Genomic DNA, 17,961 nt, shown 5'->3' on the forward strand with positions numbered 1-17,961 from the left:
GAAAACATCAGCGAAAGAGAACGCTATGCGTCAAGTCATTCTGGATACAGAGACGACGGGGATCGATCCTCGCGACGGTCACCGCCTGATAGAGGTCGGGGCCGTCGAGATGGTTAACCGGCGCTTTACCGGGAACACCTATCATCAGTTCATCAATCCCGAACGGGATATCGAGGCTGAGGCGGTCGGGATCCACGGGATCACCAATGAGCGTGTCGCCGATGAACCGGTATTCGCTGACATCGCCGATGAGTTCTGGCATTTCATCAAGGGGGCTGAGCTGGTCATCCACAATGCGCCTTTCGATGTGGGATTCATCGATCATGAATTCGAGCGGCTTAACGCGATGCGAGGTGAGCCGCTTTTAGGTCCTGTCGCCAAGCATTGCGGTGTCCTCGATACCTTGACGATGGCGCGTGAAAAACACCCTGGACAGAGGAACAGTCTCGATGCGCTCTGCAAGCGTTACGACATTGACAATGGTCATCGAGTCCTCCATGGCGCCTTGCTCGACGCCGAAATTCTAGCTGACGTCTATTTGGCAATGACCGGTGGACAGACGGCTCTTTCGCTGGATGCGAGTGCCACGCCTGCCGTTGATGCTGCCGGTAATCAGCAGTCTGCTACCCAAGGAGTGCAGCGTCTCGATGAGCAGCGTGCCCGGTTGGCTGTGCCACCTCTCACGCATGAAGAGCAGCAGGCTCATGAAGCCAGATTGCAGGGTATCCGTGATTCCGCCGGTCAGTGTTTATGGGACCATCTGGATGTGCCGACGAGTCCTGATGAACCAACGGTGAGTCATTGATGTTTCGACGTGATTTGCCGCCACAAGGGGTGTCGAAGGGACTGGTCATCTACGTGGCAGCGGGCAGGATCAAGCCTTCGAGTCGCGAGGGTTTCCTGCATGCCGCCTGCGACTGGCCCAGCCATGCCGTCCCTTTGGGATTCTGGCATGATGAGCCGGTGGCGGTGGTCGTGGATGAGCCTGTTTCGGGAGAGGAGTGGCCTGAAGGGCGTGATTGGCTTTCCGATTTGCCTGCATCGCAGTTTGCTTTGCTGGCGACGGCATTGCAGGTGGCCAGCTGGCGCAGGAACCATCGCTTCTGCGGTCGTTGCGGTGTCGAAACGGCACAGGTTCCGGGCGAGTTCGCCATGCATTGTTCCGCTTGCGGCCATCGCAACTATCCTCGTATTTCGCCGTGTATCATTACGCTTGTGACGCACGGAGACGAGTTGTTGCTGGCCAGAAGCCCCCGGTTTCCCGCAGGCCGTTATTCGACGTTGGCTGGCTTCATCGAGCCTGGCGAGGACGCAGAAGATGCCGTGCGCCGCGAGGTGCACGAGGAGGTCGGTATCAGCCTTGGCCGGATTCGTTATTTTCGCAGTCAGGCTTGGCCGTTTCCGCATTCGTTAATGCTGGGCTTTTATGCCGAAGCTGCCAGTCGACGCATCATGATCGACCATAAGGAAATCGTCGATGCTGCCTGGTTTTCGCCTCGCCACCTGCCTCGACTGCCGCCTCCACATTCCATTTCACGGGACCTTATCGAGACTCACGTGAAAGGCGTGGCTGGCCGCTAGGTACTCCGCTTGGGAAACAGATTGGTCAGGCGAGTGGCAAGCATGATGTTGCCACTCGCCTTGAGCTTGCCGGTCATGAAAGCGTTCATTCCACTGATATCGCCACTCATGATCCCCTTGAGGGTGTCGGTACTCATCGACAAGGTGACTGAAGGGGCGTCGTGCTCGCCCTGCTGCACATCCAGATTGCCGTTACTGATGGATAGGTAGTAGTCATCGGCATCACTGAAGTGGAACTGGAATATATCCTCCATATCGTGAGCGGCAGCAGGATCGAAGCGGTTGCGTAACTTGTCGATGAGAGGCTGGTTCATGTTGATGGCCCTGTCGTCCGGTTGCGAGAGTGCAACTGAACGTTAGCGTATTTAAAACGAATGTTTCAATCAAGTCCGTCGTGGCGTGGACCCTTTTCAAAGGCATAATGCGTTCATCGAAGCTAGCGAAGCAAGGAGTCGGTTGTGAGCGAATGGTTGTATGAGTTTGGGATGTTCCTGGCACAGACCTTGATCTTGTTGGTGGCATTGGGAGTCGTGGTTGCCATCGTTGCTCGTTCCAGAAGTGGTCAGGGGGGCGAAAAGAGTCGGCTTCGTATTGAGGATTTGAGTCAACGCTATCGCAAGCGTCAGCGACAGTTGCGTCTATCAGGTTTGACGTCTTCGGCCAGGAAGTCGCTGGCCAAGACGTTTCGCAAGGAAGATAAACGTTTGCAGGCCGCGAAGGGCGAGGGCCAAGCGAAGCACCGGGTGTGGGTTCTCGACTTTCAAGGGGACCTGAAGGCATCGGCCACCACGCGCTTCTCTCAGGAGATTTCCGCGTTGCTGGGCGTTGCCGAGAGCGGTGATGAAGTTGTCGTACGTCTCGAGTCCGCCGGTGGTCTGGTACATGCCTATGGTCATGCTGCGGCCGAATTCGACAGGCTCAGAACGGCGGGCATCAAAACGACGGTTTGTGTTGACAAGGTGGCGGCCAGCGGCGGTTATCTCATGGCGTGCTGTGCCGAAAAACTCATGGTCGCTCCTTTTGCCGTGTTGGGGTCGATAGGTGTGATAGCCCAGTTACCGAACGTACATCGACTGTTGCAGCGCCATGATGTGGATGTCGAGCTCCACACGGCAGGCAGGTACAAGCGAACACTGACACTGTTTGGGGAAAATACTGATGAAGGTCGTGATAAATTCAGAGAGGATCTCGAGCATATACATGCTCTCTTCAAACAATACGTGGGAGAGCGTCGCCCTGCACTGGACATCGACTCGGTAGCTACCGGGGAAAGTTGGTATGGCAGTGACGCGGTAGAAAATGGGCTGGCCGACGTGCTGAGTACCAGCGAGAGTTATCTGCTGGAGCGCATGCAGTACGCTCGGGTCTTGTCGCTGCACCTCGAAACAAGGAAAGGCGTCGCCGAGCGCATGGGGTTGGCTCTGGAGTCAGGTATCGAGCGTGGCATACAGCGTGCCATCGAAGCAGTGGATGCGACTCGCTGGCTAAAACGCTAGCCACTCAGGGTAGATGGGCATATAAATCAGCCAGCGAGGCTATCACGTGTTTTGCATGGTTGCCTTGCAGCGAATAGTAAATGGTTTGCGATGCTCGACGGGTAGAGACGATGTTTTCCCGGCGCAGTATCGCGAGATGTTGCGACAGTGCCGATTGGCTGAGGCTGAGCTTGGCGTTCAATTCCGATACAGAGAGCTCCTGTCCCTCAAGCAGACACAGTATGCGTAAACGGTTGTCATTGGCCATGGCCTTTAACAGGTTCGTGGCCTCATTGAATGCAGGATCGCCGGCGTCTAGCAACTGAGCGGCGGGTTGGCGTGTGCTCATGGTGTGTCTCCTGGGGTGGGCGGGCCATACCTAACGCCTGGGCTAACGTGTCACGGTTCATTTCACGCGTGTTGTTTCTTCTCTATCTATACTGATTTAGTAAATCTTTAAACGCCACGCCACCCTTTTGTCACCAATGAGTTAACGGTGAGTCAATGGGAGGATGTGTCTGCTGTGTGTGTTTATGTAACTAATGGCTGAATGAATCTTAGGTGCGTAAGCGCCTGAGCAAGTGGTTCCTGCCAACCAGACAAGTTCGTGTCATCGATTCAACATAGGTATAATGCCCAATTCAACGACTCCGTCACACTGGGGCGGTTTGATCCGCATTGAGGGTTCCCTCACCCCTCGGCAAAAAAGGTGATCGATGTTCTCGCTTTCTTCGTTTCAAACACAGCGCCTGGTAGCGCTGTTGGTTGCTTTCCATATTCTGGTGATTGCTGCCAGCAATTATCTGGTGCAATTGCCTTTCACGCTGTACGGATGGCATACCACCTGGGGGGCTTTCAGCTTCCCTTTCATCTTTCTGGCAACCGATTTGACGGTGCGCTTGTTCGGGAAACGTCCGGCCCGTAAGATCATCGCCCGAGTCATGTTACCTGCGCTGGTGATTTCCTATGTCGTGTCGGTGGTGTTCCCGCAAGGCGGATTTGCCGGTTGGGGCGTGCTAGGCGAATGGAATCTGTTCGTTGCTCGAATCGCATTGGCCAGTTTCATGGCTTATGTGTTGGGACAGCTACTCGATATCCATGTTTTCGATCGGCTACGTCGACTCCGTTTCTGGTGGGTTGCACCTGCTGTTTCCACTGTCTTCGGCAATCTGGCCGATACGGTTGCTTTCTTCTCCATTGCCTTTTATCAGAGTCCGAACGCCTTCATGGCGGGTCATTGGCAGGAAATTGCTGCCGTCGACTACACCATCAAGCTGGCGGTCAGCTTGATGTTCTTCTTGCCGCTCTACGGCTTGCTGCTTAGTGGATTGAGCCGGTGGCTGGTTCGTTGGACGGGGCAGTCCGACGAAACCGTCATCGCGAGTCAATCGTAGCGGTATTCAGGAACGTGGATAAAGGACTGAAATCAATGAGTCTTGTGTTGCATTGTCACGATAGTGGCCCTGTGTCTGATAGTCAGCTCGAACGGTTGCCGCTACTGGTCATTCATGGGTTGATGGGTAGCGCAGACAACTGGCGATCGCATATCAAACAGTGGCAGGCAAAGCGTCGTGTCGTGGCGGTGGATCTGCGCAATCATGGGCGCTCTCCCCATGCGGAGGGGATGAGCTACGAGGATATGGCGAATGACGTGTTGCTGACGCTGGATCGGCTGGGGATTGGTCGTTGCCATGTTCTAGGGCACTCGATGGGTGGAAAAGTGGCCATGACTCTGGCAAGGCGCCAAAGTCAACGTGTCGCGTCTTTGTTGGTGGCCGATATTGCCCCCATCGTTTATCAGCATGGCCACGACACCATTTTTGCTGCGCTACGACACGTAGAGGCAAATCACCCTGCTGATCGTCGTGAAGTCGATGCACTGTTGGCCGAGTATATCGCTGAGAGGCCCACCCGCTTGTTTCTGGCCACGAATCTGGAGCGTGATGATGATGGCTGCATGCATTGGCGCATCGGACTGAATGAGATCGAATCAGGCTATGAGGATATTCGCGCGGCACCAGCCGGGGAGGGCTCTTATCAGGGCCCATGTCTGCTGCTGCGAGGTGCACACTCCGATTATGTGGGTGACGAGGTGTTGGCGGATGTCGAGGCCGTGATGCCTGCGGTTCACGTCGTGACCCTGAACGCTGGACACTGGTTGCATGCTGAGCAACCAGAGGCATTCCAGACGGCGGTCAATGAGTTTTTGGATGGGCTCGTCGAAACCGAAACCGCTTAAGAGTTCAGATCTGTCGCCAGGCGATTGACCGAATGGCGTTCGTTCTGTCCACGCTCTTGATCGCTCAAGAACTGTTCAAAGTGCCGGTACCTTTCCGAATCCAGGGCCGACGGCCGTAATGCCAGTCGTCTTAGGGTCTCGGGCCAGGCTTCACGATTGGCTTCACTATCCAGGCTGGGTTGTGCGCTTGACAATAGCTCCCACGCCTCGTCCGGGTGGTTGATCATCCAGTGCGTGGCATCTTCGATCGATGTCAGTAAGCGACGGAAGTCTCCGCGTTGAGCCGTTAGCCGGTCACGATTGGCCATAAGGATCAGTCCATCGTAGCGTGGAACACCATGCTCTTCGGCAAGAAAGTTGCGTGTCGGAATCCCATCCCGGTCTAGCTGGTACGGTGTCGTATGCCGTATCTCACCGACGACAGCGTCCACCTGTTCCGTGGCCAATGATCGTTCTTGAGCGAAATTGATGTTTTTCATGGTCACATCGTCAGGGGTGAGACCATGATGCGCCAACATGGCGGTCAAGATTGGATCAAGCCCGTCATTGACGCTGTATCCAATGGTTTTTCCGGATAGTTGGGTCAGCGATTCAATGCCACTGTCACTGCGGACCAGTAAACTGGTCAATGGCGTCGCTACCAGCGTACCGATGCGAATCAGTGGGGCGCCTTCGTCGACCAGGTTGTGCAAGGCGGGTTGCCGGCTCAAGGCGAGATCGATGCGTGAAGCGGAAAGTAGCTTGGCAGGCACTGAAGGATCTGCCGGTGTGATTAGCTTGACACTCAGCCCCTCACGGTCGAAATAGCCGCGCTCCTGGGCAATCAGCAGTGCCGCATGCTGTGGACTGGGATACCAGTCAAGCATGATACGCATCTGTCGCAAGGGGGGAGGCGAGATAGGTTCAGGGTCGCGCTGGGTCACGGATGGGGTATCCTCCACATCATCTGTGGTTTCACGCGACGCCTCGGATAATATCGATAGTGCGGCGTTCACGTCGACCAGCGGCTCCAGCAGCGGTGTCGGATCTGGCGCAGCGCTTTCGGCGGATTCCGACTGGGAAGAGGGGGCTTGAGCCAATGCCGACTGGCAAAGCGTTATGCCGACCATAAGTATCAGAAGTCGCTTCGGGAATGACATTCCCGAGCAACGTGGCAGTAGCGTCATGGATATCCTCATCAGCGTCCGGCAGTGCGCCAGTGTATCCTCAGGGGTCCGTAACTGGCCAGTCGCCGACTACACGGCCTCATGGCGGTTGTCATCGAAGGCGCACGCGTGACATGACATACTTACACTTTAAGTGACGTTCGGAAAGCAATGGATAGCATCAACAGTCTCTTTCTCTTGAGTGGCGCACTCATTGCGCTCAGCATTCTCGCCAGCCGATTGTCTGCGATGGCCGGTGTTCCACTGCTGGTCATCTTTCTTGGGTTGGGCATGTTGGCCGGCGAAGACGGTGTGTTGGGTATACAGTTCGATGATTACTCGCTCGCCTTCCTGATTGGTCACCTGGCCCTTGCCATGATCCTGCTGGATGGTGGCTTGCGCACGCGTCTCAAGACGTTTCGTGTCGGGTTCAAGCCGGCGTTGTCACTCTCGACGTTTGGCGTCTTCATCACCAGTGGGATCGTCGGTCTCGTGGCTATGTGGGTCTTCGATCTTTCCATCCCCGAGGGGTTGCTGGTTGGTGCGATCGTAGGCTCTACCGATGCTGCGGCCGTGTTTTCGATGCTGAGTGGCCGTGGCGTCAATTTGAATGAGCGTGTGGGGGCGACGTTGGAGATCGAGTCGGGAACCAACGATCCGATGGCCATCTTCCTTACGGTCACTCTTGTCGAGCTCCTGGTCGGCGATATCGGGGGCGTTGTCGAGACGCTCACCTTCCTGTTGTTGCAGTTCGGGTTAGGAATTGCCCTGGGTCTTGGTGCCGGGTGGCTAATCGCACGCCTTCTCAGGCATCTGGACCTGGCTCCCGGATTGTACTCATTGTTGGCCTTGGCGCTTGGTTTCTGCGTTTTCGGGGTGACTAGCGCCTTGGGAGGAAGTGGGTTCCTGGCAATTTATCTCACGGGCTTGATGATAGGCAATCAGCCGGGCCGGCATCTCAATTTCATCTTGCCCGTTCATGACGGGTTGGCGTGGCTGAGTCAGATCGGGTTGTTCCTTGTCCTCGGTCTGCTGGTCACCCCCAGCCACTTGATTGACTATGCGTGGCCTGCATTCGCCGTGGCTCTGGTGTTGATTTTCGTGGCCCGGCCATTGGCCGTCATCATCGTCATCAAGCCCTTCTTCAAGTTTCGCTGGAAAGAGGTCGGTTTCATTTCATGGGTGGGATTGCGCGGTGCCGTCCCTATCGTATTGGCTATCTTTCCGGTGATAGGTGGGGTGGACAATGCAGGGCTGTATTTCAACGTGGCTTTTGCCGTGGTATTGCTTTCCTTGCTGATTCAGGGCGGCACCTTGCCGAAAATGGCGCGCTGGATGAACGTCGAGGTCCCGGAAGGCACAACACCAGAACGGCGAGGACCGCTGGGCGTATTGCCAGAAAACGACTATGAGATGTTCGTTTATCATGTTCAAAGTGAGCATCTCGACGATGTTCCCATCCGCTTGTTGCGTTTTCCGTCTGGCGCCTTGATTTCGGCCCTGTTTCGCAATCATGCGATGCTGCACCCCAAGGGGAGTACGCGCCTTCGACTGGGTGACGTGATTTGCGTGATAGGACGCACCGATGATTTGCCAGTTCTGAATCGGTTATTCAATGGAGAAGCGAAGCTGAAGCGCGAGCGTGCCTTTTTCGGTACGTTCTCGCTCGATGGCGATGCCCTGATGCGCGATGTCGCCGATGCCTATGGCCTGACGCTGAGTCCTGGTGAGCAGGAAATGACGTTAGGCGAGTTCATCTCGCTACGCGTTGGCGGGCATCCGGTCGTCGGGGACGATGTGGGGTGGCACGGCATTCACTGGGTCGTCAGCCAGATGGACGGCAACAAGATCACCCGAGTCGGGTTGCGTCTTTACCAATGAGCGAGGGTGGTAACACCTTGATCGCAAACCAGCAGTTGACGAAAACAGAGAAACTGGTAAGATTGCTCGCCGTGAGCCGGAGGGATGGCAGAGCGGTTGAATGCACCGGTCTTGAAAACCGGCGAGGGTTAGCGCCCTCCCAGGGTTCGAATCCCTGTCCCTCCGCCACTTCTTCTTGAAAACCAGCCAGTTACGGCTGGTTTTTTATTTATACTCCTCCATCTAGACCACAAAAATCCCAACTGGTCATGAAATGACCGGACAGCCCGCGATTGCCGCATGATGCGACCGGTTTTCTAATCCTGCACGATAATTTGCAATCATTGGCCTTGGGACAGGTGATGATCTGCTCTGCGGTATGTCAGTTACTCTTCACGGCGAGATATACCTTCTCTCAAGGTAAGCGTTGCGAAAATTTTACATTGCCGGTAATCCGCTTGCAGGGGAAGGTCAGGGACCGCATAACGAGATCGCGGAGTTTGGAAAATGAGAGAAAATCAGGAAACGGGATTTCGTTAACTTTCAGGTCTGCCCTGGCATTGCACCAGGGCATTGTGGCCGTTTTAGATAGTGCCGATCTTCTCGAGGTTATTACGCTCGCTTTCCGGCACGTCTTCCAGAAGTACCAGCGTCATTGAGCTGCCTTCATCCGTAGACGCGACTTCTTCGCCGAGGTCGGCGTCGATGTCGTCCGGGTTGAGGTTGTACATGGCGCCGGTCAGAGGATCGACAACCAGCCAGCCGATCAGACCACCGAAGCCCAGATTGCCCGCGATGTACCAACCACTGGGGTTGCTGTCGATCGTAACAGTGCGGTCTGAATAACCTTCCTTGGACACTGTTACATGGTATGTCTTACCACCGAAGTAGGAGCCATCAGACTTGCGAAGCTGTACAGTTGCCGGCGTTTCACCAGAGAAGACTTCCTGACTGGTTTCATCGGTAATGATGACCTCTGCATCGTCAGGCGAACTGTTGATCGTGATGTTCTGATCCGTGTCGCCAACAATGCTTGCACACCCGGTCACACTCAGAGCGCACACAGCTGCGAGAAGCGTCTTGATGAACTTCATTCTGTCCCCTTGTTCCTTGCGTAAGTGTTGGTTTTTCTGTGCTTCACTATCCAGGCGAAGCGTAGCTAGCTTATATCATCGCGTATCATGCGCACAAACGGGACGGAGCTTTTAGCTCACTTCGAAGGCCGACATTCTGTTTTTAAATACTTGATTATTAAAGTTTTATTCCTGAGATACATTTGCCCGCCAGCAAAAAGGTGCCGATTGTCACGTTCTCCAGACTTGGGGCGAGAGTAGCGATCAATGACGGATTTGTGGACATCGGGTAGCCATTGCCTGCGTGGGGATCGCTGCCGCCGTACATGCTCGCCGCGAGTACCCGTCAAGTCGATATATGATTTTTTTAATCCAGGTATAGTGAATTTGAAAGTTAGCCATAAGCTTAAGCACTCCCTTTCTGTGGTAAGTTTTCCTGCTTCAAATCAACCTCACTGTTGGCATTGGAGCCTTGCGTGTTAGAGGCTGGCCTGAGACGGTTCATGGAATAGGGAGCGAACCTTGCCGTCATTGCATGACGGCGTTGTGGTTCGTGAGTTCAGATGGCGTGTCATCCATTACAGGCGCAGCCGGGAGGCTGGTGACAAGTGTAGCTGCGGTTGATGCAACTATCTCCACACGCCTTGCCGGTCGTGCAGACCCGGCAACAGCCTTGAGCCATGAGTAATTCGTCACCGACAGAGGGCAGTTGGCAATATTCGGCTGCTGCACTTTCAGTATCGGGTACCGTCTCGATCGCTGCAGCGAAATCATGGACATGATTACTGTCGTTATCGGCATCTGCAGGTAGATCGGCGAAGGCACTACAGGCGCATAGTAGCGAGAGTATCAAAACGGACACGCGTTTGATTGACATGGTTTCTCCCATCAGGACTTATTGTTATGCATTGCATGGGCAGCGTAGTGAGGCGGTATGTATGATGCCAACCAGAAGACCGGAATGGCACAGCTTAACCACTCTGGAGACTAGTGAGCATGGGGTTTGGACGAGGAAAATACGATATAGGCATACTGGCCGGATAAAACCGTTAATTCCGATGCTGGTTAGCAGGTGACATGATCCATCAAATTGCTGAAAAGAATATGCAGGGGCGTGATTTCGTTGTCAGTGACATCCATGGGCAATATGGCACCCTGATGGATGAACTGGGACGCGTCGATTTCGATGGCGAGCGGGATCGTTTGTTCAGTGTCGGTGACTTGATTGACCGCGGTGCCGAAAGTTACCGATGCCTTTCGCTGCTGTTTGAGCCCTGGTTCTTTGCAGTGAGGGGCAATCACGAAATGCTTGCGTATCAGGCGCTGCATGAGAAGGGCGGACCCGACTATTATCTATGGCTCGAGAATGGCGGAACATGGGTGTTTCAGGAAGATCCGAGCGCTGTGAAGCAGGTTCTTGAACGGGCCATGCAGCATCTTCCCTATGCACGAGAGGTGCCTATCGGAAAATGGCGCGTTGGCATCGTGCATGCTGAAGCTCCGAGTGACTGGTCCGACGTGTCTTCTCCGGATGAGGCGTTACAGCAACGAATGGTATGGGGACGTTCTCGAATCGAGCGACGAGATACTCGACCCATTACAGGCATCGACACTGTGGTCGTCGGACATACTATCGTCAGACAGCCTGTCTGGCTGGGCAATGTGCTATATATCGATACAGGCGCATTCCTGACCGGTAAGCTGACGCTGCTATCACTTGATGATATCGTCAATGGCCGTATAGTGCGGGATTGACCCACGAATGGTAACAAGTGATCAAAGGCCTTGCCTTGAGCCGTAGTAGACGGCATCCTTGTCGAATAGGTATGTGAACTACATAGGAGCATCAATCGATGGCCTACCACGATACGCAGGTGACACAACATCAAACAGGTGCGGTCAGTGCCAATAAGGTGTTGCGCAACACCTATGCGTTATTGGCAATGACATTACTGTTTTCCGCCGTGACGGCAGGTGCTGCCATGGCAATGGGGATCGAGCGAATGAACATCCTGGTGTTCTTCATCGGTGCCTATGGCTTGATGTTTCTGGTCCACAAGACAGCGAATTCAGCGACAGGATTGTTGGCGACATTCGCTTTCACCGGATTCATGGGCTTCACTCTGGGGCCGATCCTCAGCGCTTATCTGACGCTTCCAAACGGGCCTGCTCTGATCATGAATGCCCTGGCCATGACGGGAGCGACGTTCATTGGGCTGTCGGCCGTCGCGCTGATCACCAAGAAGGATTTTAGCTTCCTGGCCAACTTCCTCATGGCGGGAGCGATCGTTCTGATTCTGGCGATGGTAGCATCGCTGTTCTTCGCTATCCCGGCGCTTTCCATGGCTGTGTCAGCAGGCTTCGTGCTCTTTTCATCGGCGGCGATTCTGTATCAAACCAGTGAGATCATTCATCGTGCCGGAGAGACCAACTACATTCTGGCGACGGTCACGCTGTACGTGTCGATCTACAACCTGTTCGTCAGTCTGCTCTCTTTGCTGGGTATCATGAGTAGCGACTGATCGTCGGAGAGGCATGAAGACACTATCCTGGCCCCGTCGACTGGCGGGGCCAGTTCGTTATGACTCCAGCATTGTCACCATGGCCATGGAGGTAGGGAGTTTACCGATGCGATACGCGCTTTTGGTTCAGGGGCCGCCGTACAGTGTGCAGGCATCTCATTCGGCCTTGCGTTTCGCTGGGGCCGTCGTGGCCCGAGGCCATCAATTGGATACAGTCTTCTTCTACCATGATGGGGTCTATAATGCTGCGAGACTGGCATCCCCACCCCAGGATGAGCCGCACCTTGTCGATGCCTGGCGAAATTTGCATGATCAACACGGTACCGCACTGCTGGTATGTATTGCGTCTGGACTACGGCGAGGTATCGTGGATGCAAAAGAGGCCTCTCGCCATGGCAAAGAGGGTTTCAGTCTGGCACCGCCTTTCGAGCTGACGGGACTCGGGCAACTGATCGATGCTGGTTTCACGCATGATCGTTTGGTGACTTTCGCTCCTTGATAGGCTGTCGTTTTGAAGGTGTTGTTATGAGCGATTCTCATGCCAATGACATGCTGGTCGTCCTGCGTCACTCTCCGCATGGCAGCAGCTGGCTCCGTGAGGGCTTGGAAGCTGCGCTGGTTGCGGCCGCTTTCGGCCGGGGAGTGTCCCTGCTATTCAGCGGGGAAGGGGTGATGGCGTTGCTGGATAGCCAGCAACCAGGCCCTCTAGGGCAAAAGGGAACACAGCCGATGCTGGAGATGCTCCCCATGTATGATATTGACGCGTTCTGGGTCGATGTCGATACCTTGCGTTCATTGGGTCTGAAGCAGGACGATCTGATCTTTCCGGTTGCTGAGATGGCTCGGGAGGCGTTTCCCGATTTTTTCCAGCAGCATCAACTGATACTCAATTTCTAAAGGTTTGACGCCTTTCTCTTCGATATGATCCTTCACATCCTCAACAAATCGCCCGTCACGAGTAGCGTTTATCAGCAGGCATTGTCGGCCATGGGCGCCGAGGATCGCTTGTTGTTGATCGAAGATGCTGTGCAAGGAGGACTGCCTCAACTGTCCTGCCATTTCGAAAAAGCGGCAGGGCGGTTGTTTGTATTGCAGGAAGACATGGATTCACGTGGCTTGGGAGGACGCCAGGACCCTGCCGTATCGGTCGTGGATGTCGATGGATTTGTGCGTTTGACTGAGCAAGCTGTCAACATTGTGAGTTGGTTCTGATGCCATCAGTCGAAATATACCGTTATCTTACAGTTCGAGATAAAAGGGTGCCGCTCGATATCGAAGGCTACCTCATCAACCTTGATGACTGGTCAAACGATCTCGCCCATGCCATGGCTGCTGAAGAAGGCCGCGAGTTGACCGAGGCTCACTGGGAAGTGATCTACGTCTTGCGCGATTTCTATAAGCGCTTTGAAATGGCCCCTTCAATGCGTCCTCTCGTCAAGGCCATGGCCCAGGCTCATGGACCGGAAAAAGGCAAGTCGGTGTATTTGATGCGTCTGTTTCCCGATAGTCCAGCCAAAGTGGGGGCACGATTGGCTGGATTACCGAAACCGGCCAATTGTCTCTAGGGCCCGACGCCTATGGATGAAAAATGAATTTCCTGGCTCACGCCTGGCTTGCAAAAGCCGGCAATGACGATTTTCTCTATGGCAATCTGATTGCCGATGGTGTCAAAGGGCGGGATCTGTCGGCATGGCCACACGATGTATCTGCAGGTATCAGGTATCATCGACATGTGGATGCCCTGGTTGATGCCCATCCCCAAGTCAAACAGGCACGCCGGCGTGCGCCGTCACAGCAACGACGATATGCGGGGATCGCGCTGGATTTGGTATGGGATCATTTCCTGGCGCGAGACAAGGTTGGGTTGCCAGCTCACGCTGAGTTGATCCAACGGTGTTATCAATTGTTCGATACGCGATCGGCCCCTGATCGGTTGGCGGATATGGTACCAGTGCTGGTCGATCAGGATTGGTTATCCGCCTATGCAAACTTTGACTTTACATGCCGTGCCATTGTCGGAATTGGCCAACGTCTCTCCGGTCCGAATCATCTTGCTCGACTGACGCCCTGGTTGCATGACGACTATGCTGGACTCGAACGAGATTTTGACATCATGTGGCCAGAACTCGTGTCCCGGTTAGGCATTACTTCACCCCTCGAGCAACCATAGGCATTCAACCTCATCGCCTTCGCTGATATGGCTGTGTTCGGGAATCACGGCGAGTGCATTGGCCTGTATGCACGATGAGAGTACGGCGGAGTTCTGGTCTGCGGCGGCATGCGCGATCGGCCCTTGTTCAGTAAATGAGAGGGTAGCCCGCATATAGTGTCGACGAGCTTGGGTCTGCGTGGCGAAAGCGGCCCGAGCAGGAATGGAGGGCAGTGTTGACAGTGCTGGACAGCCGAGTAGAGCCCCCATCAATGGGCGAAGATAAATCCAGGCACCGACATAGCCGGACACCGGATTTCCCGGTAGTCCGACGAACCGGCACGCGCCTGTATGTGCGGGAAGCCGCCCGAGAGCCAGCGGCTTACCTGGTCTCATGGCGAGTCGCCAGAGATCGAGCTGACCCAGAGTTTCAAGCGCTTGTTTGACGTGATCTTCTTCTCCCACACTGACACCTCCGGTGGTGACCACGACATCGGCGTCTTGCGCCGCCTGTTGCAATAACCGGCAAGTCGCTTCGAACGCGTCGGGAACATCCGCCGTCATCGTGATGTGTGCTCCGAACCGTTCGAGAAGTCGTTTCAACATGGGCCGATTGGAGTTGTAGATCTGTCCCGGGGCCAATGGCTTGCCCGGGGGCACGATTTCATCGCCGGTAGAAAGCAGTGCCACCCTAGGGGCCCTGGTGACGGTAACGGTAGTGATTCCCTGACCGGCCAACTGCCCAAGAGCTGCCGCTTCGAGTTTTGTTCCTCGCACTAGAAGACGATCACCGGCCCTTACATCCTGGCCTTGACGGCGGATGTTGTCGCCGATGTCAACGATGCGAGGATCATGGATAGAGAGGCTGCCATCGTCGTTGAAGGAGACCTGTTCCTGCATGATGACCGTATCGGCACCAGGAGGAATTTCACTGCCAGTGAAAATCCGGGCACATGTCTCCGGCTCCAGGGCCGTTGCTGGTTGTCCCGCCACGATACGTTGGGAGATCGACAGTGGGCGACCCACATCAGCATGGTGGAAGGCATAGCCATCCATGGCGCTATTATCGAAGCCGGGCACGTCCAGTCGAGCCGTTATGTCTTCTGCCAGTACGCGACCTGCGGCATCGTCACAAGCGATCCGTTCACCATCCAATGCCATGACGTCCCTGAGCAGGGCATCGAGGGCCGATTCGACCGACGTCAGTGAAAGTGTACTGTCGCGGCCTGCGTCATGCGCCATGGGTACCTCGCTCAGGGATCACCAGGTTGGCGAAATTGCAGGGCTGATGACTACCATCCAGTTGTTCGTGCAATATACCGTCCCAGGCCGTACGACAGGCACCACTCGAACCCGGTAGGCAGAAAATCGCCGTGGCATTGGCGAGGCCGCCAAGACAACGACTCTGTACTGTGGAACTGCCGATCTCCTGATACGACAACTGCCTGAATAGTTCTCCAAAACCTTCGATAGGTTTGTCGAACAGGACACTTACCGCTTCCGGGGTGGAATCTCGCCCGGTAAACCCGGTGCCACCAGTCGTGAGAATGACTTGAATCGCAGGCTCGGCGATCCACACAGCCATCTTGGCTCTGATGCGGTAGACGTCATCGATGACGATTTGCTTGTCCACCAACTCATGCCCGGCGTCCGTGAGACGCTCTCGTAATAACTGCCCGCTGCGATCGGTGTCTTCCGTCCGCGTATCGGAGATCGTCAGAATGGCACATCGCAGCGATACGAAACCCGCCTGGCTCATGCTTGATCCTTGTTCCGTTGTTCACCGGCTTGCATGGCATCGAGTTGCTCCTGGGTCGCAGGTTTCTGGTATTTGGCTTTCCAGTCGGGGTAGGGCATACCGTAAACATATTCCCGCGCCGTTTCGTAATCGAGAGTCACATCACGTGTTTCAGCCGCTGCCACCAGCCACTTGGAGAGACAGTTGCGACAAAACCCTGCCAGATTCATCAGGTCGATATTCTGGACATCCTTGTTGTCGTCCAGGTGCTCAAGAAGTCGACGGAATGCAGCCGCTTCCAGTTCAACACGAGTGCTTTCATCCAGGTGTTTCATGCGGAACTCCTCTAGGGATCGTGGCCATCGGGTGGTGACTTGCAGTTGACTGTGACAAGCATAACAAAAGACACCGCCCGTGGGCGGTGTCCATGAGATGGTTTCGATCTATCCCGGTCTATCCGTTGCGGGATTGTCAGGTGGATGTCGCTGGACGTTTTCGGAGGCCAGTTCCGTTTCATCACGCGCCGAATCCTTGACTTCCTCATACCAGAGGTTGTGATGTTCCTTGGCCCAGGTTTCGTCGACATAGCCGGTGGACATTCCCTCAATGGACCCTTCGGTGCCTAGCGTGCCAATATAGATATGTCCAAACGCCACAGCGGTCAGTCCAAGAGCGGCAACGGCATGAAGCAGATTGGCCCACTGCATGGTGTCACGTGCCTGACCGTAATTGGGGAAGTCGAGAACGAAGCCGCTGGCAATGACGAGCAGGCCGACGCTAGCCAGCAACCAATACCAGACTTTTTCACCGCCATTCGCAAATCCGGCATCCACATGCCCTTTGCCGATCAAGCCGCCCCCTTTCTTGAACCATTCCCAATCATGCTTCTTGGGTAAGTTGTGCTTCAAGAACTTGGCTAGAACGATGATCAGCAGAATGCTGAAAATCGGTCCCAGATAATTGTGCAGGAGTTTTGAGCCCGAAATCATGCTTGCCCAAAGGGCATCGCCAAATAGTGGTTTGAAGACGAACTTCCCATACAGAAGATTCAGACCAGTCACCGCGAGAACCAGGAACAGCGTTGCCACCGACCAGTGCAGTGATCGATCGAGAACCGTCCAGCGCAACAACTTGCGCCCGGTACGCGGTTCATCGAGTGCCTTACGGCCAAAGATGACATAGAAAATCGCGATCATGGCCAACATGCCACCAAGGACGATCAGACCATAGGGGGAAACCCACTGGTTACGCCATTGTCGCCAGGTCTCGCCGCTGGCATTGACCAGATTGTAGTTGGAGTCGGCTCGGCTATCCCGGTAGTTGGGGCCGGTGTCTCCACTACGCACTTGTCGCCAGATATCAGCATCGACAGCCGGAACGGCGAAACCCGCTTCTTTGTCCGGGTCGGATTGGGCCACCGTCAGTTGGCTCAATAGCAACCCAGCCATCAATAGCACGGCGATCAGCGACAATCGCCTCACTACTAGCCTCCAAGGGGTGGAAACGGTCATGACATGGCCTCCTTACCCCTCTTGGGCGGCATCATAAGCAAGGTTGTCGGCATCGGCACGAGCATTGCCCGACCAGGCGCCATCCTCGTGACCACGCTGAACGACACGTTGACGGAAGATATCGGCGATCGTCTGGGCATCGCCGGCTAAAAGTGCCTTGGTCGAGCACATCTCGGCACAAAGCGGAAGTTTGCCTTCGGCAATCCGGTTGGCACCGTATTTTTCGTACTCTTCTTCCTTGCTGTCAGCCGGACCACCTGCACAGAAGGTGCACTTATCCATCTTGCCGCGTTCCCCGAAGGCATTCTGTTTCGGAAATTGCGGTGCTCCAAAAGGGCACGCATAAAGGCAGTAGCCACAACCGATGCAGAGATCCTTATCATGCAGAACGATACCGTCATCGGTCTTGTAGAAGCAGTCGGTGGGGCACACGGCCATACAAGGTGCATCGTCGCAATGCATGCACGCTACCGAGATGGATACCTCATCGGATTCGCCATCGTTGAGGGTGACGACACGACGACGTTGCACACCCCATTCCACTTCATTGGCATTCTTGCAGGCGGTAACGCAACCATTGCACTCGATGCAACGTTCCGCGTCGCACATGAATTTCATTTGAGCCATGTAGAGTCTCCTCATTGCCAGCGTGTCACGGGAAGCCGGCA

Annotated in this window: 23 protein-coding genes and 1 tRNA gene; 14 read left to right on the forward strand and 10 right to left on the reverse strand. The window is 55.0% G+C overall.

The window, feature by feature from the left end; all coding sequences use genetic code 11:
- Positions 1-25: 25 nt before the first annotated feature.
- Both dnaQ and nudC read left to right on the forward strand, forming a co-directional pair.
- Entirely contained in the window at positions 26-805 is a 780-nt protein-coding gene (gene dnaQ / locus FVV99_RS10045; RefSeq protein ID WP_148253941.1) for a DNA polymerase III subunit epsilon, read from the forward strand.
- Positions 805-1,581 carry an NAD(+) diphosphatase gene (gene nudC / locus FVV99_RS10050; RefSeq protein ID WP_148253942.1) on the forward strand — a complete coding sequence of 259 codons (777 nt, stop codon included), beginning with the start codon at positions 805-807 and terminating at the stop codon, positions 1,579-1,581. The genes dnaQ and nudC overlap by 1 nt, the downstream gene beginning before the upstream one ends.
- On the opposite strand, the gene FVV99_RS10055 is transcribed toward nudC, so the two are convergent.
- Positions 1,578-1,895, reverse strand: coding sequence for an SCP2 sterol-binding domain-containing protein (locus tag FVV99_RS10055; protein ID WP_148253943.1), 318 nt, complete (start codon positions 1,893-1,895; stop codon positions 1,578-1,580). The two genes, nudC and FVV99_RS10055, sit on opposite strands and share 4 nt — an antisense overlap.
- A gap of 144 nt (positions 1,896-2,039) precedes the next feature.
- Here FVV99_RS10055 and sohB point away from each other — a divergent pair, with 144 nt between their 5' ends.
- Positions 2,040-3,077, forward strand: a complete 1,038-nt coding sequence (sohB, locus tag FVV99_RS10060) for a protease SohB (RefSeq protein ID WP_148253944.1) — start codon at positions 2,040-2,042, stop codon at positions 3,075-3,077.
- Between the two features lie 4 nt (positions 3,078-3,081).
- Here sohB and FVV99_RS10065 read toward each other — a convergent pair whose 3' ends face one another.
- Entirely contained in the window at positions 3,082-3,405 is a 324-nt protein-coding gene (locus tag FVV99_RS10065; protein ID WP_148253945.1) for an ArsR/SmtB family transcription factor, read from the reverse strand.
- A gap of 367 nt (positions 3,406-3,772) precedes the next feature.
- Here FVV99_RS10065 and FVV99_RS10070 point away from each other — a divergent pair, with 367 nt between their 5' ends.
- On the forward strand, positions 3,773-4,450 hold the full coding sequence (locus FVV99_RS10070) for a 7-cyano-7-deazaguanine/7-aminomethyl-7-deazaguanine transporter (RefSeq protein WP_148253946.1): 678 nt from the start codon (positions 3,773-3,775) through the stop codon (positions 4,448-4,450).
- A 35-nt stretch (positions 4,451-4,485) separates the two neighbouring features.
- Positions 4,486-5,295 carry an alpha/beta fold hydrolase gene (locus FVV99_RS10075; protein ID WP_148253947.1) on the forward strand — a complete coding sequence of 270 codons (810 nt, stop codon included), beginning with the start codon at positions 4,486-4,488 and terminating at the stop codon, positions 5,293-5,295.
- On the opposite strand, the gene FVV99_RS10080 is transcribed toward FVV99_RS10075, so the two are convergent.
- Positions 5,292-6,461 carry an ABC transporter substrate-binding protein gene (locus FVV99_RS10080; RefSeq protein WP_161598985.1) on the reverse strand — a complete coding sequence of 390 codons (1,170 nt, stop codon included), beginning with the start codon at positions 6,459-6,461 and terminating at the stop codon, positions 5,292-5,294. The two genes, FVV99_RS10075 and FVV99_RS10080, sit on opposite strands and share 4 nt — an antisense overlap.
- Positions 6,462-6,611: 150 nt before the next feature.
- Between FVV99_RS10080 and FVV99_RS10085 the strand changes: the two genes are divergently transcribed.
- Together FVV99_RS10085 and FVV99_RS10090 are read left to right on the forward strand one after the other, a co-directional pair.
- Positions 6,612-8,321: a potassium/proton antiporter gene (locus tag FVV99_RS10085; RefSeq protein ID WP_148253949.1), complete on the forward strand. Its 1,710-nt coding sequence runs from the start codon at positions 6,612-6,614 to the stop codon at positions 8,319-8,321.
- Positions 8,322-8,399: 78 nt separating this feature from the next.
- Positions 8,400-8,489, forward strand: a tRNA-Ser gene (locus FVV99_RS10090).
- A gap of 395 nt (positions 8,490-8,884) precedes the next feature.
- Here FVV99_RS10090 and FVV99_RS10095 read toward each other — a convergent pair.
- Together FVV99_RS10095 and FVV99_RS10100 are read right to left on the reverse strand one after the other, a co-directional pair.
- On the reverse strand, positions 8,885-9,394 hold the full coding sequence (locus tag FVV99_RS10095) for a peptidase associated/transthyretin-like domain-containing protein (protein ID WP_148253950.1): 510 nt from the start codon (positions 9,392-9,394) through the stop codon (positions 8,885-8,887).
- A 550-nt stretch (positions 9,395-9,944) separates the two neighbouring features.
- Positions 9,945-10,250 carry a hypothetical protein gene (locus FVV99_RS10100; RefSeq protein ID WP_148253951.1) on the reverse strand — a complete coding sequence of 102 codons (306 nt, stop codon included), beginning with the start codon at positions 10,248-10,250 and terminating at the stop codon, positions 9,945-9,947.
- A gap of 200 nt (positions 10,251-10,450) precedes the next feature.
- Between FVV99_RS10100 and FVV99_RS10105 the strand changes: the two genes are divergently transcribed.
- From FVV99_RS10105 to FVV99_RS10135, 7 genes are all read left to right on the forward strand, one after another.
- Positions 10,451-11,128, forward strand: coding sequence for a metallophosphoesterase (locus tag FVV99_RS10105; protein WP_236645368.1), 678 nt, complete (start codon positions 10,451-10,453; stop codon positions 11,126-11,128).
- Between the two features lie 98 nt (positions 11,129-11,226).
- On the forward strand, positions 11,227-11,895 hold the full coding sequence (locus FVV99_RS10110; RefSeq protein ID WP_148253952.1) for a Bax inhibitor-1/YccA family protein: 669 nt from the start codon (positions 11,227-11,229) through the stop codon (positions 11,893-11,895).
- Positions 11,896-12,001: 106 nt separating this feature from the next.
- Positions 12,002-12,394: a sulfurtransferase complex subunit TusD gene (gene tusD, locus FVV99_RS10115; protein ID WP_148254192.1), complete on the forward strand. Its 393-nt coding sequence runs from the start codon at positions 12,002-12,004 to the stop codon at positions 12,392-12,394.
- Between the two features lie 26 nt (positions 12,395-12,420).
- Positions 12,421-12,792: a sulfurtransferase complex subunit TusC gene (tusC, locus tag FVV99_RS10120; protein WP_148253953.1), complete on the forward strand. Its 372-nt coding sequence runs from the start codon at positions 12,421-12,423 to the stop codon at positions 12,790-12,792.
- 24 nt (positions 12,793-12,816) lie between these two features.
- The gene (tusB, locus tag FVV99_RS10125) at positions 12,817-13,107 is read left to right on the forward strand and encodes a sulfurtransferase complex subunit TusB (protein WP_148253954.1); all 291 of its coding nucleotides are present in this window, start codon (positions 12,817-12,819) and stop codon (positions 13,105-13,107) included.
- Positions 13,107-13,460, forward strand: coding sequence for a TusE/DsrC/DsvC family sulfur relay protein (locus FVV99_RS10130; protein ID WP_148253955.1), 354 nt, complete (start codon positions 13,107-13,109; stop codon positions 13,458-13,460). Before tusB ends, FVV99_RS10130 begins: the two co-directional genes overlap by 1 nt.
- A 23-nt stretch (positions 13,461-13,483) precedes the next feature.
- Positions 13,484-14,065 carry an acyl carrier protein phosphodiesterase gene (locus FVV99_RS10135; RefSeq protein ID WP_148253956.1) on the forward strand — a complete coding sequence of 194 codons (582 nt, stop codon included), beginning with the start codon at positions 13,484-13,486 and terminating at the stop codon, positions 14,063-14,065.
- Here FVV99_RS10135 and FVV99_RS10140 read toward each other — a convergent pair.
- From FVV99_RS10140 to fdh3B, 5 genes are all read right to left on the reverse strand, one after another.
- Complete coding sequence (locus FVV99_RS10140) at positions 14,045-15,286, reverse strand: molybdopterin molybdotransferase MoeA (RefSeq protein WP_148253957.1); 1,242 nt, start codon at positions 15,284-15,286, stop codon at positions 14,045-14,047. The two genes, FVV99_RS10135 and FVV99_RS10140, sit on opposite strands and share 21 nt — an antisense overlap.
- Entirely contained in the window at positions 15,276-15,803 is a 528-nt protein-coding gene (moaB, locus tag FVV99_RS10145; RefSeq protein ID WP_148253958.1) for a molybdenum cofactor biosynthesis protein B, read from the reverse strand. Before moaB ends, FVV99_RS10140 begins: the two co-directional genes overlap by 11 nt.
- Positions 15,800-16,117, reverse strand: coding sequence for a DUF1244 domain-containing protein (locus FVV99_RS10150; RefSeq protein WP_148253959.1), 318 nt, complete (start codon positions 16,115-16,117; stop codon positions 15,800-15,802). The genes moaB and FVV99_RS10150 overlap by 4 nt, the downstream gene beginning before the upstream one ends.
- A 108-nt stretch (positions 16,118-16,225) precedes the next feature.
- Positions 16,226-17,293, reverse strand: coding sequence for a formate dehydrogenase subunit gamma (locus FVV99_RS10155; RefSeq protein ID WP_148253960.1), 1,068 nt, complete (start codon positions 17,291-17,293; stop codon positions 16,226-16,228).
- Between the two features lie 12 nt (positions 17,294-17,305).
- Positions 17,306-17,920, reverse strand: a complete 615-nt coding sequence (gene fdh3B / locus FVV99_RS10160) for a formate dehydrogenase FDH3 subunit beta (protein ID WP_148253961.1) — start codon at positions 17,918-17,920, stop codon at positions 17,306-17,308.
- Between the last annotated feature and the right edge of the window lie 41 nt (positions 17,921-17,961).

Origin of the sequence: Aidingimonas lacisalsi, from assembly GCF_008079445.1 — a bacterium.
GTDB lineage: Bacteria > Pseudomonadota > Gammaproteobacteria > Pseudomonadales > Halomonadaceae > Aidingimonas > Aidingimonas lacisalsi.

What these genes read in the sequence shown, in the direction of transcription:
- tusB (WP_148253954.1), top strand. Translation starts at nt 12,817, where the DNA reads ATGATCCTTCACATCCTCAACAAATCGCCCGTCACGAGTAGCGTTTAT.
- FVV99_RS10095 (WP_148253950.1), bottom strand. Translation starts at nt 9,394, where the DNA reads ATGAAGTTCATCAAGACGCTTCTCGCAGCTGTGTGCGCTCTGAGTGTG.
- FVV99_RS10155 (WP_148253960.1), bottom strand. Translation starts at nt 17,293, where the DNA reads ATGACCGTTTCCACCCCTTGGAGGCTAGTAGTGAGGCGATTGTCGCTG.
- FVV99_RS10075 (WP_148253947.1), top strand. Translation starts at nt 4,486, where the DNA reads ATGAGTCTTGTGTTGCATTGTCACGATAGTGGCCCTGTGTCTGATAGT.
- FVV99_RS10140 (WP_148253957.1), bottom strand. Translation starts at nt 15,286, where the DNA reads ATGGCGCATGACGCAGGCCGCGACAGTACACTTTCACTGACGTCGGTC.
- dnaQ (WP_148253941.1), top strand. Translation starts at nt 26, where the DNA reads ATGCGTCAAGTCATTCTGGATACAGAGACGACGGGGATCGATCCTCGC.
- FVV99_RS10080 (WP_161598985.1), bottom strand. Translation starts at nt 6,461, where the DNA reads ATGACGCTACTGCCACGTTGCTCGGGAATGTCATTCCCGAAGCGACTT.
- FVV99_RS10085 (WP_148253949.1), top strand. Translation starts at nt 6,612, where the DNA reads ATGGATAGCATCAACAGTCTCTTTCTCTTGAGTGGCGCACTCATTGCG.
- tusC (WP_148253953.1), top strand. Translation starts at nt 12,421, where the DNA reads ATGAGCGATTCTCATGCCAATGACATGCTGGTCGTCCTGCGTCACTCT.
- moaB (WP_148253958.1), bottom strand. Translation starts at nt 15,803, where the DNA reads ATGAGCCAGGCGGGTTTCGTATCGCTGCGATGTGCCATTCTGACGATC.
- FVV99_RS10055 (WP_148253943.1), bottom strand. Translation starts at nt 1,895, where the DNA reads ATGAACCAGCCTCTCATCGACAAGTTACGCAACCGCTTCGATCCTGCT.
- FVV99_RS10110 (WP_148253952.1), top strand. Translation starts at nt 11,227, where the DNA reads ATGGCCTACCACGATACGCAGGTGACACAACATCAAACAGGTGCGGTC.
- FVV99_RS10105 (WP_236645368.1), top strand. Translation starts at nt 10,451, where the DNA reads ATGATCCATCAAATTGCTGAAAAGAATATGCAGGGGCGTGATTTCGTT.
- FVV99_RS10135 (WP_148253956.1), top strand. Translation starts at nt 13,484, where the DNA reads ATGAATTTCCTGGCTCACGCCTGGCTTGCAAAAGCCGGCAATGACGAT.
- FVV99_RS10150 (WP_148253959.1), bottom strand. Translation starts at nt 16,117, where the DNA reads ATGAAACACCTGGATGAAAGCACTCGTGTTGAACTGGAAGCGGCTGCA.
- FVV99_RS10070 (WP_148253946.1), top strand. Translation starts at nt 3,773, where the DNA reads ATGTTCTCGCTTTCTTCGTTTCAAACACAGCGCCTGGTAGCGCTGTTG.
- nudC (WP_148253942.1), top strand. Translation starts at nt 805, where the DNA reads ATGTTTCGACGTGATTTGCCGCCACAAGGGGTGTCGAAGGGACTGGTC.
- FVV99_RS10065 (WP_148253945.1), bottom strand. Translation starts at nt 3,405, where the DNA reads ATGAGCACACGCCAACCCGCCGCTCAGTTGCTAGACGCCGGCGATCCT.
- FVV99_RS10100 (WP_148253951.1), bottom strand. Translation starts at nt 10,250, where the DNA reads ATGTCAATCAAACGCGTGTCCGTTTTGATACTCTCGCTACTATGCGCC.
- fdh3B (WP_148253961.1), bottom strand. Translation starts at nt 17,920, where the DNA reads ATGGCTCAAATGAAATTCATGTGCGACGCGGAACGTTGCATCGAGTGC.
- FVV99_RS10130 (WP_148253955.1), top strand. Translation starts at nt 13,107, where the DNA reads ATGCCATCAGTCGAAATATACCGTTATCTTACAGTTCGAGATAAAAGG.
- tusD (WP_148254192.1), top strand. Translation starts at nt 12,002, where the DNA reads ATGCGATACGCGCTTTTGGTTCAGGGGCCGCCGTACAGTGTGCAGGCA.